The sequence below is a fragment of the Rhodoblastus acidophilus genome (genome assembly GCF_900187365.1).
Lineage (GTDB): Bacteria > Pseudomonadota > Alphaproteobacteria > Rhizobiales > Beijerinckiaceae > Rhodoblastus > Rhodoblastus acidophilus.
In genome coordinates, this window is sequence record NZ_FYDG01000006.1 from 144,916 (window position 1) to 159,726 (window position 14,811).

General features: G+C 64.4%; 17 protein-coding genes. All 17 read left to right on the forward strand.

Going from position 1 to position 14,811, the window contains the following annotated elements; all coding sequences use genetic code 11:
• Positions 1-19: 19 nt before the first annotated feature.
• Complete coding sequence (locus CFB24_RS13690; protein ID WP_088521183.1) at positions 20-2,815, forward strand: hybrid sensor histidine kinase/response regulator; 2,796 nt, start codon at positions 20-22, stop codon at positions 2,813-2,815.
• Complete coding sequence (locus CFB24_RS13695; protein ID WP_088521184.1) at positions 2,812-3,300, forward strand: chemotaxis protein CheW; 489 nt, start codon at positions 2,812-2,814, stop codon at positions 3,298-3,300. The genes CFB24_RS13690 and CFB24_RS13695 overlap by 4 nt, the downstream gene beginning before the upstream one ends.
• A gap of 44 nt (positions 3,301-3,344) precedes the next feature.
• Positions 3,345-3,710: a response regulator gene (locus CFB24_RS13700; protein ID WP_088521185.1), complete on the forward strand. Its 366-nt coding sequence runs from the start codon at positions 3,345-3,347 to the stop codon at positions 3,708-3,710.
• Positions 3,711-3,794: 84 nt separating this feature from the next.
• Positions 3,795-4,661: a CheR family methyltransferase gene (locus CFB24_RS13705; protein ID WP_088521186.1), complete on the forward strand. Its 867-nt coding sequence runs from the start codon at positions 3,795-3,797 to the stop codon at positions 4,659-4,661.
• A 46-nt stretch (positions 4,662-4,707) separates the two neighbouring features.
• Positions 4,708-5,904: an ATP-grasp domain-containing protein gene (locus CFB24_RS13710; RefSeq protein ID WP_088521187.1), complete on the forward strand. Its 1,197-nt coding sequence runs from the start codon at positions 4,708-4,710 to the stop codon at positions 5,902-5,904.
• A 55-nt stretch (positions 5,905-5,959) separates the two neighbouring features.
• Complete coding sequence (gene flgB, locus CFB24_RS13715) at positions 5,960-6,340, forward strand: flagellar basal body rod protein FlgB (protein ID WP_088521188.1); 381 nt, start codon at positions 5,960-5,962, stop codon at positions 6,338-6,340.
• Positions 6,341-6,342: 2 nt separating this feature from the next.
• Positions 6,343-6,762 (forward strand): flagellar basal body rod protein FlgC, encoded by a 420-nt coding sequence (gene flgC, locus CFB24_RS13720; protein ID WP_088521189.1) that lies wholly within the window; start codon positions 6,343-6,345, stop codon positions 6,760-6,762.
• A 1-nt stretch (position 6,763) separates the two neighbouring features.
• Positions 6,764-7,069 carry a flagellar hook-basal body complex protein FliE gene (gene fliE, locus CFB24_RS13725; RefSeq protein WP_088521190.1) on the forward strand — a complete coding sequence of 102 codons (306 nt, stop codon included), beginning with the start codon at positions 6,764-6,766 and terminating at the stop codon, positions 7,067-7,069.
• 15 nt (positions 7,070-7,084) lie between these two features.
• The gene (flgG, locus tag CFB24_RS13730; RefSeq protein ID WP_088521191.1) at positions 7,085-7,873 is read left to right on the forward strand and encodes a flagellar basal-body rod protein FlgG; all 789 of its coding nucleotides are present in this window, start codon (positions 7,085-7,087) and stop codon (positions 7,871-7,873) included.
• Between the two features lie 2 nt (positions 7,874-7,875).
• Positions 7,876-8,334, forward strand: coding sequence for a flagellar basal body P-ring formation chaperone FlgA (flgA, locus tag CFB24_RS13735; protein WP_088521192.1), 459 nt, complete (start codon positions 7,876-7,878; stop codon positions 8,332-8,334).
• A gap of 1 nt (position 8,335) precedes the next feature.
• Positions 8,336-9,460, forward strand: coding sequence for a flagellar basal body P-ring protein FlgI (gene flgI, locus CFB24_RS13740; protein ID WP_088521240.1), 1,125 nt, complete (start codon positions 8,336-8,338; stop codon positions 9,458-9,460).
• 72 nt (positions 9,461-9,532) lie between these two features.
• A complete protein-coding gene (locus CFB24_RS13745; protein ID WP_088521193.1) occupies positions 9,533-10,162 on the forward strand; it encodes a MotE family protein in 630 nt (209 codons plus the stop codon).
• A complete protein-coding gene (gene flgH / locus CFB24_RS13750) occupies positions 10,159-10,869 on the forward strand; it encodes a flagellar basal body L-ring protein FlgH (protein WP_244593192.1) in 711 nt (236 codons plus the stop codon). The genes CFB24_RS13745 and flgH overlap by 4 nt, the downstream gene beginning before the upstream one ends.
• Before the next feature lie 51 nt (positions 10,870-10,920).
• Entirely contained in the window at positions 10,921-11,433 is a 513-nt protein-coding gene (locus tag CFB24_RS13755) for a flagellar basal body-associated FliL family protein (RefSeq protein WP_088521195.1), read from the forward strand.
• Positions 11,430-12,185, forward strand: a complete 756-nt coding sequence (gene fliP / locus CFB24_RS13760; RefSeq protein WP_088521196.1) for a flagellar type III secretion system pore protein FliP — start codon at positions 11,430-11,432, stop codon at positions 12,183-12,185. The genes CFB24_RS13755 and fliP overlap by 4 nt, the downstream gene beginning before the upstream one ends.
• 274 nt (positions 12,186-12,459) lie before the next feature.
• On the forward strand, positions 12,460-13,410 hold the full coding sequence (locus CFB24_RS13765) for a flagellin N-terminal helical domain-containing protein (protein WP_088521197.1): 951 nt from the start codon (positions 12,460-12,462) through the stop codon (positions 13,408-13,410).
• A 318-nt stretch (positions 13,411-13,728) separates the two neighbouring features.
• Entirely contained in the window at positions 13,729-14,676 is a 948-nt protein-coding gene (locus CFB24_RS13770; protein WP_088521198.1) for a flagellin N-terminal helical domain-containing protein, read from the forward strand.
• Positions 14,677-14,811: the final 135 nt, after the last annotated feature.

The following is a 14,811-nucleotide window of genomic DNA, read 5'->3' on the forward strand; positions in this document are numbered from 1 at the left end:
AGCTGATGGAAGTCGCGCCATGGATGAAATGTTGATGGAATTTCTCGCCGAGTCGGCGGAGCAGATTGAAGCGGCTTCGGCGCAGATCGTCGAGTTCGAACGCAACCCCGAAGATGCGGCCCTGATCTCCAGCATTTTCCGTCTCGTTCATACGATCAAGGGCACCTGCGGCTTCCTGGGCCTGGAGCGTCTGCAGCGCCTGACCCATCATGCCGAAAGCCTGATCGGCTGTCTGCGCGAGGGGGCGACGGCGACTCCGGATGTGGTGTCCGCCATTCTGACCGCGGTCGATCAGGTCAAGGTGCTGCTGGGCGATCTTGAGGAGGCCGGCCACGAGCCCGAAGGCGACGACATCGAGCTGATCGCGCTGCTGGAGCGCCAGGTGGCGGTCTGCCAGGGTGCGGAAAGCGCCCCGGCCGAGGCCGCCGTCGAGAGCGCCCCCGAGGTCGTCGCGGCGGCGGAAGAGCCGGCCGTCGAAGCGCACGAGCCCGAGCCGGTCGTGGCCGAAGCGGCCGACGAACCGGCCGCGTCCGCGGAGACCACGCTCGAAGAGAAATTGTCCAATCCGCAAACGCAGGAATCCCTCGACGCGCTGGTCGCGTCGCTGCGCGCCGCCAAACTGGACGTGCGGCGCGAGGCCGCCAAGTCGACGCAAGGCAAGCCGAGCGAGCCGGCCGCGTCCGCCGCTCCCGCCGCCGCCAAGCCGGCGGCTCCGGCCGACGCCCATCCGCCGGCGCACAAGGCGGAATCCGGCGAAGGGCGCGCGAAGGGCGCGGATACGATCCGCATCAATCTCAACACCCTCGAGCGGATCATGAATCTCGTCTCCGAGCTGGTGCTGACCCGCAATCAGCTGATCGAGCTGACGCGGCACAAGGAAGACGAGACGCTCAAATCGCCGTTGCAGCGTCTGTCCACCATGACGACCGACCTGCAGGACGCGGTGATGCGCGCCCGCATGCAGCCGGTGGAGCGCGTGTTCTCCAACCTGCCGCGCATGATCCGCGACCTCGCGCATGATCTCGGCAAGAAGATCAATCTGGTCACCGAGGGCGCCGACACCGAGCTCGACCGCCAGCTGATCGACCTGATCCGCGATCCGCTCACCCATCTCGTGCGCAATTGCGCCGATCACGGCATTGAAATGCCCGAGGATCGCGTGCGCGTCGGCAAGCCCGCCGCCGGCACGGTGCGCGTGTCCGCCGCCCACGAGGCCGGCCAGATCACCATCGAGATCGCCGACGACGGCCGCGGCCTCGACATTACGAAAATCAAGGGCAAGGCGATCCAGTCGGGGCTGGCGACTCCGCAGCAGCTGGAGCGGATGAACGACGAGGAGATCTATCGGTTCATCTTCGCGGCGGGCTTCTCCACCGCGGAGAAGGTCACCAACGTCTCCGGCCGCGGCGTCGGCATGGACGTCGTGCGCGAGAACATCCAGACGATCGGCGGCTCGGTCGCGCTGTCCTCCACGCCGGGCAAGGGCGCCAAATTCTCGCTGAAGATTCCGCTGACGCTCGCCATCGCGCCGGCCCTGATCGTTGAGGCCAGCGGCCAGCGGTTCGCGTTGCCGCAGCATTCGGTGGTCGAGGCGGTCGGCCTCAACGGCGGCGAACACAAGATCGAGCTGGTGCAGGGCTCCAAGATTCTGCAGTTGCGCGAAGCGGTGCTGCCGATCGGCAGCCTGGCCGAACTGTTGCACCTCGCCCCGCCGGCCAACCGCGTGGAAGAGGCCGAGCAGCTCGCCGTCATCATGCGGGTCGGCGCGCACGCCTTCGGCATCACCGTGGACGCGGTGGTGGACGTGCAGGAAATCGTCGTCAAGCCGATGGGCGGTTCGCTGTCGCATCTGTCGTCCTTCTCGGGCCATACCATTCTCGGCGACGGGTCGGTGGTGCTGATCCTCGATCCCAATGGCGTGTGTCAGTCTCTGGGCCTGGAACAGTCGCGGGAAGGCGCGGCCTCCAATGTCGAAGGCGGCGCGCTGCGCGGCGGCGACCGGACGCGGCTGGTTTATTTCCGCGCCGGTTCGGGGGTGGACAAGGTTCTGCCGCTCTCCAACATCGCGCGCATCGAGACGGTGCATTCCGACAAGATCGAAATGTCGAACGGCATGATGCTGATGCAGCACCAGGGGCGGCTCATGCCCATCGTCGCCGCCGCGCCTGAGGTCATGGTCAAGGAAGGCGACAACACCGTCTTCGTCATCAGCCCGGACGGCGAGTCCTTCGGCCTGCTCATCGACGCCATCGTCGACATCATCGAGGAGAAGCTCGACGTCGAGATCGCCGGCGACCAGCCCGGCATTGTCGGCGCCGCCGAAATCAACGGCAAGGTGGTCGAACTGCTCGATATCGGACATTTCGTCGATATCGTGCGGCCGCAGGAGGAGCGCCCCAAAGATCGCAAGAGCCGCCTGCTGCTGGTGGACGACGCCGCCTTCTTCCGCGACATGCTCGCCGCGACGCTCCAGGCCCATGGCTTCGAGGTGGTCAAGTGCGGCTCCGGCGGACAGGCCCTGTCGACGATCGCCCAGGGCGGCGCGTTCGACGCCGCGCTGATCGACGTCGAACTGCCTGACCTCGTTGGCTTCGAACTTGCCGAGAAACTTCGCGAGGGCGGCGCGCAATTCCCGATGATCGCCATCGCGCCCTACGCCACCCGGGAGATCTTGCGGGGTGCGACGGCGGCCGGAATGGCGGGCGCGGTCGGCAAATTCCAGCGCACCCAGATGCTCGACCTTATCCGCGCCTGCGTCGAGCAGCCGGGCGACGGAAATCAGGATGACGCCTTTTTCGCCGGAGCGGCCGCATGAGCTACGAACCTTCGAAAGTGATCCGCGAAACCATTCAGACAGCAGGCAACGCGCTGGATGGCTACTTCTCGATCAAAGTCGCCGGCGACACATTCGGGCTGCCGGTCACCCAGGTCCAGACCATCTTCCGCATCGGCTCCGTGACTCCCGCGCCGGGAGGGCCGTCCGACATTGTCGGGCTGGTCAATCTGCGCGGCAAGATTGTCACGGCGGTGAGCCTGCGGCGACGCCTGGGGCTGGAGCCGGAGGCGGGCGGGCCGGGCAGCCTCGCCATCGGCATCGAACATCACAAGGAAGCTTTCGCGCTCCTTGTGGACGAGGTCGGCGACGTGTTGACGCTGACTGCGGACAACGCCATCGCGCCGCCGCCGCACATTGGCAGGCGTCGGGCGAAATTCGCCTCGGGCTACAATCGCGTCGGTGGGCAGATCCTGCCTCTGCTCAATGTCGATGCGGTGTTCGATTTCTCCGAGGAGAAAAGCTGAAGGAAGACTGGTCCCGGTATCAAGAAGCGCAATGGAGCTAAAATATGAAGAATGTTCTGGTGGTTGACGACTCGCCCATGATCCGGCGCATCGCCAAGAAGATCCTGGAAGAGTTGAACTTCAAGACCTGCGAGGCCGAGGATGGCCAGAAGGCGCTGGCCGCGGTCAATGAAGCCATGCCGGACGCCATCCTGCTCGATTGGAACATGCCGGTGATGGATGGGCTGGAGTTTCTCATCAGCCTGCGTCAATTGCCCAATGGCGGATCGCCCAAGGTGTTGTTCTGCACGACGGAAAGCGACGTGAAGCACATCACCCGCGCCATGCAGGCCGGCGCCGACGAATATATCATGAAGCCGTTCAACAAGCAGATCGTGAAATCGAAATTCGAGGAAGTCGGTCTGTGCTGACGGAGAGTGGGGCGCGAACCCGTCGCCCGCCTTGGTGGTGATGGGTTCGCATGAGTTTGTGTGTCTCGAGTTTCGGTGTCCGTCATGTCCAACGCCTTTGTAGGCTTGCAAGCCTTCTTGCTGAAATCCTCCGGCCTGTCGCTCGACAAGGAGAAGAAATATCTTGTCGAGGCGCGGTTGACGCCTGTCATCGAGCAGGCGGGCCTGAGCGATCTGGGCGAACTCGTCACCATGATCGAGACCGACAAGGCGCTCGCCAAGAAGGTGATCGAGGCCATGACGGTCAACGAGACCTTCTTCTTCCGCGACCGTCAGCCGTTCGACGGGTTTCGAAACTTCATTCTGCCCGAATTGATCAAGCAGCGCATGCGTCAGCGCAAGATCCGCGTCTGGTCGGCCGCTTGTTCGACCGGCCAGGAGCCCTATTCGCTGGCCATGATCCTCGACGAGGAGGCGCGGGCGATGGCGGGATGGACGGTGGACATTGTCGCCACCGACATCGCCGAAACGGTCCTCAAGAAGGCCAGGGACGGCATCTATACCCATTTCGAGGCGCAGCGCGGATTGCCCGCGCAGCATCTCGTGCGCCATTTCGTCAAGAGAAAGGACAATTGGGTCATCAACCAGAACATCCGGTCGCGCGTCGATTTTCGCCAGCAGAATCTGATGGCGGATTTTTCCCAGCTCGGCGTGTTCGACGTGATCTTCTGCCGCAACGTGCTGATCTATTTCGCGCCCGATCAGAAGCGCGATGTGCTCAACCGCATGGCGCAACGTCTCGCGCCCGACGGCTATCTCGTGCTGGGCGCGGCTGAGAGCGTGATCGGCTATTCCTCTGAATTCAAGCCGCATTCGGACAATCGCGTGGTTCTCACCCGCCGGTCCGCGCCCGCACAGGCCGAGCCTCTGCGCGCCGGAGCCAGCCTGGAGCAAGCCCGCTCGGCAAAATAGGGGTGGGCGCCGCGCCGGTCGGAGGCCCGGTTTCTGGAGCCTCGATATGCCGCAAATGCTTTCCGCCGTTCCTCGCGAAGTCTTCCTGACCGAACCTCCGCTGATTGGTTTGGCCACGTTGACCCGTCGCGCCATGCGCGGCGAATCGCTGGCGCCCTACGCGCAAGCCTTGCAGGCGCGCCTTGCGGCCAATCCTGACGACGCCAATGCGTTGATGGATTTGTCGACGGTCGAGCAATTGCGCGGCTCGCGCGCCGCCCGCCTGCGCTTGCAGCGGGAGGCCCTCGAACGGCGCAACCTGTTTGCGCAGAACGAACCGATTCCCGGCGCCCCGCGCCTCCTGGTCCTGCTTGCGCCCGGCGACTTCATGGCCAACACGCCTGTGGAGTTCCTGCTGGAAGCCGCGCAGATCAACGTCGATTTTCTTTATATCCGCGATGAGGCCGATCTCGTCGATCCGCCCCCGCACGACATGGCTTTTGTCGCCGTCGCGGAATCGCGCGCCAATCAAAAAATCCTCGCGCTGATCGACGAGGCGGCGGCGGGCTGGCCGCGCCCCATGCTCAACAATCCCGCGGCGATCGCGCGCCTGACCCGCGACGGCGCCTGTCGCCTGCTGCGCGAAGTCGATGGCCTGCTCTATCCGGACAACCGGCGGCTCGACCGCGAGCGGCTCGCGGCGTTTTCCGGCGCGTTTCCGATCATCGTCCGTCCCGTCGATTCCCATGCGGGCGAAGAGCTGGAGAAGATTTCGGACGCGCTCGAACTCAAGGCCTATCTGCGCGCCCATGCGGCCGACGAATATTATGTCTCGCCCTTCGTCGATTATGCCGGCCCCGATGGAAAATACCGCAAGATCCGGCTGGCCTTCATCGGCGACGACGTCTATCCGATTCACTTCGCGGTGTCGTCGCGCTGGATGGTGCATTACCTCAACGCCGACATGCTGCACAATTCCGAACATCGCGCCGAGGAAGCGAGCTTCATGCAGGAGTTCGCGGCGTTCGCGCAGCGTCATGCTGGAGCGCTCGATGGCGCGAAGCGGCGTCTCGGCCTCGACTATCTTCAGATCGATTGCGCGGAAGCCGAGGACGGACGCCTGCTGATCTTCGAGATCGGCACCGCGATGATCGCGCATGACCTCGATTGCCCGATCACCTTTCCTTACAAGTCGGCGCACATGCATCGGCTGTTCGACGCGTTCGGGCGGTTGGTCGGCGTTCCGGCGGCCGGGCCAGCCTGAGGCAAGATTGCCCGCCTAATCTTCCATTAAGCATACCAAACTCAGGAGTAACCCCTTGGAGACCCTGGCGGTGTTTTCGCTGGCCTCGCAACGGGCGAGCTGGCTTTCCGCGCGAGAGACGACCATTGCGTCGAATGTCGCCAACGCCAATACGCCCGGCTACCGCGCCCAGGACGTGACGCCTTTCGCGTCGGTGCTGCAGCGGCTGCAGCTGCCGATGGAGACGACGGCGCCCGGCCATATCAAGCCGGAGTCGCTCGCGGGCGCGAAATTGCGCGTCAAGCCGAGCGACAGCTGGGACGTGGTCTATTCGGGCAATTCCGTCAATCTTGAGCAGGAGATGCTCAAGGCCGGCGAGGTCGGCAGCGCGCATGCGCTGGATGTCGGCGTGGTGCGCTCGTTCCATCAAATGCTGATGAATGCGGTGAAGGGCTGAACATGGCGATCGATCCTCTTGTCTCCTCGCTGCGCATCGCCGGCTCCGGCATGCAGAGCCAATCGACCCGCCTGCGCGTGGTCGCGGAAAACATCGCCAATGCGCAATCGACCGGCGCCACCGCGGGCGCCGATCCCTATGCGCGCAAGACCATTACCTTCGAAAGCGAACTCGACCGCGCCAGCGGCGAAAATCTCGTGCAGGTCAAGGCCATCGGCGTGGACACCACGCCGTTCCGGCTCGAACACATGCCGGGAAATCCGGCCGCCGACGCCAATGGCGACGTCAAGATGCCCAATATCGACATGCTGTTTGAAATGGCTGACATGCGCGAGGCCAACCGGTCCTACGAAGCCAATCTGCAAGTCGTGAAGCAATCGCGCCAGATGCTGAACGAAACCATTGAACTGATGAGGACCTGATATGATCGGAGCCATTCTTCCCATCGCTCTCGACGTCGTGCGCGGCTTGGCTTCGCCGGCCTCGACGCCGGCGACGCGCGCCACCGCCGGCGCGAGCTTCAACGAGGCGCTCGCCGCAGCCGCCAGCGATGCGGTCAAGACGCTAAAAGGCTCCGAGGCGACCTCCATGGCCGGCTTGGAAGGCAAGGTCAGCGTGCAGCAGGTGACGGAGAACGTGATGAACGCCGAACGCACGCTGCAGACCAGTCTCGCCATTCGCGACAAGGCGGTCGCCGCCTATCAGCAGATCAGTCAGATGCAGATTTGAAGTTAAGAGGTTCGTATGCGCGCGCTCGTCATCTCCGCCACCGGCATGAACGCCCAGAACCAGAATCTGGAAGTCATCGCCAACAATATCGCCAACATCAACACCACCGCGTTCAAGCGGGCGCGCGCCGAATTCACCGACTTGATCTACCAGGCCGAACGCATCCAGGGCGTCGCCAACCGCGGCGCGGGCTCGGTGGTGCCTGAAGGCGCGCAGATCGGCCTGGGCGTGCGCACCGCCGCGATCCGGCCGCTGGAGATCCAGGGCTCGCTGACCAGCACCAACAACCAGCTCGACCTGGCCATTTCCGGCCGCGGCTGGTTCCAGGTGCAGTCGCCCAGCGGCGAAACGCTTTACACGCGGGCCGGCTCGTTCTCGCCCAACGCCAACGGCCAGATCGTCAACACCGACGGCTATCCGGTCATGCCGAACATGGTGATCCCCAACAATACGACTGCGATCACCGTGAGCGAGACGGGCGTCGTCTCCGCCACCATCGGCGGCCAGACCATACCGCAGCAGATCGGCCAGTTGACGCTGGCGACCTTCGTCAACGAGGCGGGCCTGATGGCGCTGGGCAGCAACCTGTTCCAGCCGACGGCGGCCTCGGGCCAGGCCGTGACCGGCGTGCCCGGCGATCCCGGCATCGGCCACATCAAGCAGGGCTATCTGGAGGCGTCCAACGTCGATCCCGTGTCGGAAATCGCCACCATGATCCAGGCGCAGCGCGCTTATGAAATGAACTCCAAGGTCATGGAGGCGGCAAGCTCCATGGCCGGCACGCTCTCCAGTCTGCGGACCTAGCCATGATGCGTCTTGCGCGGCTCGGCGTCGTTGTTCTCGCCACTTTCGTCTGCGCGACGGGAATCGCGCACGCCGACGCGCGGCAGATCGTCGTGCCGGCGCAGGTGATCTATCCCGGCGACAAGATCACGGACGCCATGCTGAGCGACGCGCCGGAGCCGTCCGGCGAGCTTGGCGGCGTGCTGCGCGACCGCGCCGAGCTTGTCGGCAAGGTGGCGCGGCGCACCCTGCTGCCCGGCAAGGCGGTGCTCGCGGTCGCGGTGGAAGAGCCGCGCGCGGTGTCGATGGGCGGCACGGTTCAGCTCGTCTATCAAAAGGACGGACTGAGCATCGTCACGAACGCGCAGGCGCTGCAGAACGGCTATGTCGGGCAAATCGTGCAGGTGCGCAATCTCGAGAGTGGAATCATCGTATCCGGCGCCATTCAGGCGGACGGGACAGTGCTGGTGAATGGCGGGTGACATGAAGGTTTTCGGCGCGGCCCTCTTGGCGCTTTGCCTGTCGCTCGGCTGGGCGCCGGGCCTCGAAATCGCTTCGGCGCAGGCCGCGGTCCGCATCAAGGACGTGGCTGCGGTCAAGGGCGTTCGCGAAAACCAGCTCGTCGGCTACGGCCTGGTGGTCGGCCTCCAGGGCACCGGCGACACCTTGCAGAACGCGCCCTTCACCGGGCAATCGCTGCAGGCGATGATGGACCGCATGGGCGTGAACGTGCGCGGCGCCAACCTGCGCACGCGCAATGTCGCCGCCGTGATGGTCACCGCCGATCTGCCGCCGTTCGCCGCGCGCGGATCGCGGCTCGACATCACCGTCTCGTCGCTGGGCGACGCCGCCTCGCTGATGGGCGGGCAATTGCTGTTGACGACCTTGAGCGGCGCCGACGGGCAGGTTTACGCCGTGGCGCAGGGCGCCGTGGCGGTCACGGGATTCTCCGCCCAGGGTCAGGCGGAATCGTTGACCCAGGGCGTGCCGACCACCGGGCGCGTGCCCAATGGCGCGACGGTCGAACGCGAATTGCTCAATCGCCTGGGAGAGGACGGGCCGATGAATCTGGAATTGCGCAATCCGGATTTCACCACCGCGGTGCGCATCGCCGACGCCATCAACGCCTATACCTGGGCGACCTATCGTCGCCGCGCGGCGCGCGAGGACAGCCCCAATTCCGTCACCCTGCAGAAGCCGCCCGGAGTCGGCGCGACGCATTTCATCGCCGAGATCGGAGAGCTGATGGTCGAGCCCGACACGCCCGCGCGCGTCGTGGTGGACGCGCGCACCGGCACGGTGGTGATCGGTCAGGACGTGCAGATCCTGCCTGTGGCCGTCACGCAGGGCGCGCTCACCGTGCGCATCACCGAGACGCCGCAGGTGTCGCAGCCCGGACCGTTTTCGAAGGGCAAGACGGTTGTGACGCCGCAAACGCAGATCGACGCCAGCCAGGCCGGCGGCTCGGTGGCGATGGTGGGCGGACGCTCGTTGCGCGGACTGGTGCGCGGGCTCAACCAGATCGGCGTCAAGCCGCAGGGCATCATCGCCATTCTTCAGGCGATCAAGTCCGCGGGCGCGCTGCAGGCCGACATCGTTATCCAATAGTTAACGGGCGGGGCGTCGCGCCAGCGCGGCGCAAGCTTGCAAAGCGACAGTGCGGGCGAAGGAAGACCCGCGATGAAACCTGCGATTCACATCTTGTTGCCGCTAGCCCTGGCGATCTGCGGCGTCACGGCGATCACGGCGCCGGCGTTCGCGGCCGAACACGGCGGCGGCGGCGGGGGGGGCGGCGGCGAGGAAAAGAAAAAAGACCCGCCGAAAACCGATCCGGATCTGCCCGGCCTGCGCAAGGTTCAGCTGAAGAAGCCGTTGATGGCGGCGCCCAAGCCGGCGGCGGTCGAGGGCATGAAGGGCGTCGAGACCTTCTGCTCGGCCGTGGCCACCTCCGCCGCCGCGACGCGCCTGTCCTGGCAGGAGGAGCGGGTCAAGACGCTGCAGGCCCAGATGGTCGTGAAGATCGCGGAACTCGACGCCAAGGAAGCCGAGGTCAGCGCCTGGGTGAAGAAGCGCGAGGAATTGCTGGCGCGCGCCAACGACAGCCTGATCGCGATCTATTCCAAGATGAAGCCCGAAGCCGCCTCGGCTCAGATTTCCGCCATGGACGACGATTCGGCCACGGCCATTCTGCTCAAGCTGAAACCTGCGGTCGCGAGTGCGGTGATGGGCGAAATGAACGCCGAGCGCGCCGCGCGCCTGACCGACCTCCTGTCCGGCGCCGCCGCCAAGTCCGACGAGAAGAAATCGTGATCCATCCCCTCTATCGCCCCACTCTTGCTCTCGCATTGCTGATTCTGGCGAGCGGTTGCGCGCGAAAGCCGGACCTGTTCCAGGAGCCGAGCATGTCGCCGGTCGGCAGCGGCTTCGTCGCCCGCACCGATCCGGCGATGATGAACATCGACATGCCCCGCGCCGCCAACGGCAGTTCGCTGTTTCAGGACGGCGCCGCCAATCTGTTCACCGATCCGCGCGCGTCAAAGATCGGCGACGTCATCACGGTCAGCATTTCCATCAACGACAAGGCGAGCTTCGGCAACACCTCCGGCCGCTCGCAGACGGCGCAGGAAACCGGCAGCTTCGACTGGTCGTTCGGCCTGGGGTCGGCGAACCACAAGGTTAACGCCGCCGCCGACATTAACGCCTCCTCGTCGTCGAACGGGGAGGGCAGCATCAATCGTTCGGAAAAAATCCAGATGGCGGTCGCCGCCGTGGTCACCCGCGTCCTGCCGAACGGCAATCTGGTGATCGCCGGCTCGCAGGAGGTGCGGGTCAATTTCGAGATGCGGCAATTGCAGATCGCCGGCATCGTCCGGCCCCGCGACATCAGCAGCAACAATCTGATCTCCTACGACAAGATTGCGGAGGCGCGCATTTCCTACGGCGGCAAGGGGCGCATCACCGAAGTTCAGCAGCCGTCCTGGGGGCAGCAGATCTTCGACGCGGCCAAACCCTTCTAATTTTGCGCATCGTCTCGTTCGAGCTTCGAACATTCGCCAGCGGAGACAAGCATGGCCGAAAAGAAACCCGCCAAGCCGGCCGAAAAAGACGCCGGCAAGAGCGGCATGTCCATGGCCCAGAACGCCATCGGCTTCGTGGTGGCCGGCGTGATCGCCGCTGGCGTCGGCGGCGGTCTCGCCATGATGAACAAGCCCGCCGATCCGCCGGCGGGCAAGGACGCCTCGCACGGCGACAAGAAAAAGGAAGAGGTCAAGGACGGTCCGGCCGTGCAAATGGGATCGATGGATATTCCGCCCGCGGTCACCAACCTTGCCTCGCCGCGCGAGGTCTGGGTGCGCATCGAAGGCGCGATCCTGTTCGAGGGCAAGACGCTGCCGCGCGGCGACGCGCTGGCGGCGGAGATTTCCGCCGACATCCTCGCCTTTCTGCGGACGCAGACGATTGAGCAGATTCAGGGCGTCGCCGGCCTCGAACACCTCCGCGCCGACCTGACCGAACGCGCGCAGACGCGGTCGAACGGGCTCGTCAAGAAATTCATCATCAAAGCCCTGGTGGTGCAATGATTCGCCGTCTCCTGCCGCTTCTGCTCATTTTGCTCGCATCCGTCGCGCCGGCGGCGGGCGCGCCGGCCGCCGCCGGAGCGACGAGCGACCTCGCTTCCGCATTGAACGCGGCCGGCGGGCTGGCGAGCGGGCGCATCATCCAGCTGGTCGCCTTGCTGACGGTGCTGTCGTTGGCGCCGGGCCTGCTGATGATGGTGACGAGCTTCACCCGATTCGCGGTCGCGCTGTCCTTCCTGCGCTCCGGCCTTGGCTTGCAGAGCGCGCCGGCCAACCTGGTGCTGGTCAGCCTCGCGCTGTTCATGACCTTTTTCGTGATGGCTCCGACCTTCGACAAGGCCTGGAAGGACGGCGTCAAGCCGATGATGGACAACCAGATCACCGAGGAGCAGGCGCTGCCGCGGATCATCGAGCCGTTTCGCCAGTTCATGGCGAATCAGACGCGCGAAAAAGATCTGCGCATGTTCGAGGATCTCTCCAAGGGCTCGTTCGAAATCACCGATCGCACCAAGGCCGATCTGCGCGTGCTGATTCCCGCCTTCATGATTTCGGAGTTGCGGCGCGGATTCGAGATGGGGTTCCTCATTATCCTGCCGTTCCTGATCATCGACATGATCGTGGCGACGCTCACCATGTCGATGGGCATGATGATGCTGCCGCCCTCGATGATCTCCCTGCCGATGAAATTGCTGTTCTTCGTGCTGATCGACGGCTGGAACATGCTGATCGGCAGTCTGGTGCGCTCGGTCAACTGACATCCGCGCAAGGGCGATCGTTAACCCTGCCGCGCCTCCGGGCTGCGACGAATTGACGCAAATCATTGCAACAAAAGATATTTCGGAAACCGGCTCGGACGCGCGCGAAACTTTCGCCGGTTAACTCCTTGGCAACGATTCGCGGATAAGTTGCATCACATGCACGACGGGTTGAGCTCAATGCGAGCTCGAAGGCATGACGCCGTCTCCGTTGTTCCGGTCAGCCCGGGATGTTCCTCAACACGATCCCCAAATCCGACAGGAACAATCTAAAATGTCTTATTTGCTCACCAATGCCTCGGCCCTGACCGCGCTGCAGAACCTCACGATGACTCAGTCGTCCTTGAGCAACACGCAAAGCCAGCTCTCGACCGGCCTCGCCATCCAGAACGCGTCGGACAACTCCTCTTATTGGTCGATCGCTCAGACGATGACGTCTGACAATGGCGCGCTTGGCGCCGTCTCCTCGGCGCTGAAGACCAGCAGCTCGATGCTCGACACCTTCAACTCGGCCGTCAAGCTGGCGATCTCCGTCGTCAACCTGATCAAGAACGACCTGGTCGCCGCCCAGAACCCCGGCGCCAACCTGACGCAGATCCAGGCCGACATCACCGCCCAGCAGAACGCTCTGCTCCAGATCGCCGGCGGCGCCGCCTTCAACGGCCAGAACTGGCTCAACGGCACCATCAACGGCGTCACCAACTCGTCGCTCAGCGGCTCGACCCAGCTGAGCCTGGTCGGCTCCTACACCAACAGCGGCGGCGTCAACGCCATCAGCATCCAGACCTCGACCGTCAACCTGTTCACCAACGGCGTTGGCGCCTCCACGGTCGCCACGGCTTCGGGTGGCATTCTCGCGGCCGCCCAGACGGCGAGCGGCGTCACCGCTTGCGGCGCCGTGCTCGGCGGCAGCTCCTTCAACGTGACCACCTCCAGTGTGGGCACGCAGCTCCAGGCGATGCTCGCCGCGACCAACCTGACGATCACCGCGCTTGAAAACGCCGCCACCACCATCGGTTCGGCGCAGGAGCAGGTGACGACGCAGCAGACCTTCGTCTCGACCATGCAGAACAACCTGTCCAACGGCGTCGCGTCGCTGGTGCAGGCCGACATGAACCAGGTCTCGACCCGCCTGCAGGCTCTGCAGACCCAGCAGCAGCTTGGCGTGCAGTCGCTGTCGATCGCCAACCAGTCCAGCCAGATGATCCTGCGCCTGTTCCAGTAATCGACGCATCCCGCTCCTTGAGGAGGCCGCGCTGGCGACAGCGCGGCCTTTTTCGTTTGCGTAAAGCCGGCCTTTTTCAGATTCGCTTTTTGCAAGACATTGGTAATCAAGGTTGACGTAAGCTTAACATGTTTAAGTGCGCCACACAGGTCAGACGCCTGTGCGGGTGACACCGGAACGAGCGGCCGCGCTCTTGCGAGAGCGTCGTCGTCGTCTTTCCGTCCGGATCGTTCAGGGCTTTATGAACGAGGCTGGCGGGCGGCGGCGGCCGGGATGTTTCCCCCCAGAGTCCCAGTTGCGAGAAGGGGATAAATTTCGATGTCGTACTTGTTGAACAATGCGTCGGCGCTCACCGCTCTTCAAAACCTCACGGCGACCCAGCAGTCTCTGTCCGAAACGCAAAGCCAGCTCTCAACCGGGCTGGCGATTCAGAACGCATCCGATAATTCCTCTTATTGGTCGATCGCCCAGACCATGACGTCCGACAATGGCGCGCTCGGCGCCGTCACCGCGGCGCTCAAGGTCAGCTCGTCCATGCTGTCCACGTTCAACACGGGGCTCAACCAATCCATTTCGGTCATCAACAAGATCAAGAACGATCTGGTGGCGGCGCAGAATCCCGGCGCGAATCTCACGCAGATCCAGGCCGACATCAAGGCGCAGCAGAACGCCCTGCTGCAGATCGCCGGCGGCGCCTCGTTCAACGGGCAGAACTGGCTCAACGGAACGGTCAATGGCGTCACCAGCCCGACCGTGACCCAGTCGCAGGTTCAGCTGGTCGGCGCCTACACCAACGCCGGCGGCGTCGGCTTCATCGCGATCACCGCCTCGAACGTCAACCTGTTCACCAATGGCGTGGGCGCGAGCACGGTGGCGACGGCCTCGGGCGGCTTGCTCGCCGTTCCGCAGACGGCGGCCAGCGTGACCGCGTGCGGCGCGATTCTCGGAGGCAGCGCCTTCGACGTGACGGTCTCGACCGGCGCGACCGCGCTGCAAGCCATGCTCATGGCCACCAATCTGACGCTGACCGCGCTGGAAAGCGCGGCGTCGACAATCGGCGCGGCGCAGCAGCAGGTCACGACGGAACAGACCTTCGTCTCGACCATGCAGAACAACCTGTCCAACGGCGTCGCGTCGCTGGTGCAGGCCGACATGAACGTCGTCTCGACGCGCTTGCAGGCGCTGCAAACCCAGCAGCAACTCGGCGTGCAGTCGCTGTCGATCGCCAATCAGTCGAGCCAGATGATTCTGAAGCTCTTCCAGTAAGCCGCGCAGCCTCGGCGCCGTGGGGATGCGGCGTCGATCAAGGCGTGATCGGCGGGGCCGCGCAGGCTTGAGGCAAGCGGCCCGTGTTTGGGTGAGTCCCAAATCGCAACAGCAGTCAAGGTCGGAGTCGGCAAG

Excerpts from the sequence above, each read along its gene's own strand:
- flgC (WP_088521189.1), top strand. The coding sequence starts at position 6,343 with ATGGCGATCGATCCTCTTGTCTCCTCGCTGCGCATCGCCGGCTCCGGC.
- CFB24_RS13690 (WP_088521183.1), top strand. The coding sequence starts at position 20 with ATGGATGAAATGTTGATGGAATTTCTCGCCGAGTCGGCGGAGCAGATT.
- CFB24_RS13705 (WP_088521186.1), top strand. The coding sequence starts at position 3,795 with ATGTCCAACGCCTTTGTAGGCTTGCAAGCCTTCTTGCTGAAATCCTCC.
- flgG (WP_088521191.1), top strand. The coding sequence starts at position 7,085 with ATGCGCGCGCTCGTCATCTCCGCCACCGGCATGAACGCCCAGAACCAG.
- CFB24_RS13710 (WP_088521187.1), top strand. The coding sequence starts at position 4,708 with ATGCCGCAAATGCTTTCCGCCGTTCCTCGCGAAGTCTTCCTGACCGAA.
- fliE (WP_088521190.1), top strand. The coding sequence starts at position 6,764 with ATGATCGGAGCCATTCTTCCCATCGCTCTCGACGTCGTGCGCGGCTTG.
- CFB24_RS13765 (WP_088521197.1), top strand. The coding sequence starts at position 12,460 with ATGTCTTATTTGCTCACCAATGCCTCGGCCCTGACCGCGCTGCAGAAC.
- CFB24_RS13700 (WP_088521185.1), top strand. The coding sequence starts at position 3,345 with ATGAAGAATGTTCTGGTGGTTGACGACTCGCCCATGATCCGGCGCATC.
- CFB24_RS13770 (WP_088521198.1), top strand. The coding sequence starts at position 13,729 with ATGTCGTACTTGTTGAACAATGCGTCGGCGCTCACCGCTCTTCAAAAC.
- flgI (WP_088521240.1), top strand. The coding sequence starts at position 8,336 with ATGAAGGTTTTCGGCGCGGCCCTCTTGGCGCTTTGCCTGTCGCTCGGC.
- fliP (WP_088521196.1), top strand. The coding sequence starts at position 11,430 with ATGATTCGCCGTCTCCTGCCGCTTCTGCTCATTTTGCTCGCATCCGTC.
- CFB24_RS13755 (WP_088521195.1), top strand. The coding sequence starts at position 10,921 with ATGGCCGAAAAGAAACCCGCCAAGCCGGCCGAAAAAGACGCCGGCAAG.
- flgA (WP_088521192.1), top strand. The coding sequence starts at position 7,876 with ATGATGCGTCTTGCGCGGCTCGGCGTCGTTGTTCTCGCCACTTTCGTC.
- CFB24_RS13745 (WP_088521193.1), top strand. The coding sequence starts at position 9,533 with ATGAAACCTGCGATTCACATCTTGTTGCCGCTAGCCCTGGCGATCTGC.
- CFB24_RS13695 (WP_088521184.1), top strand. The coding sequence starts at position 2,812 with ATGAGCTACGAACCTTCGAAAGTGATCCGCGAAACCATTCAGACAGCA.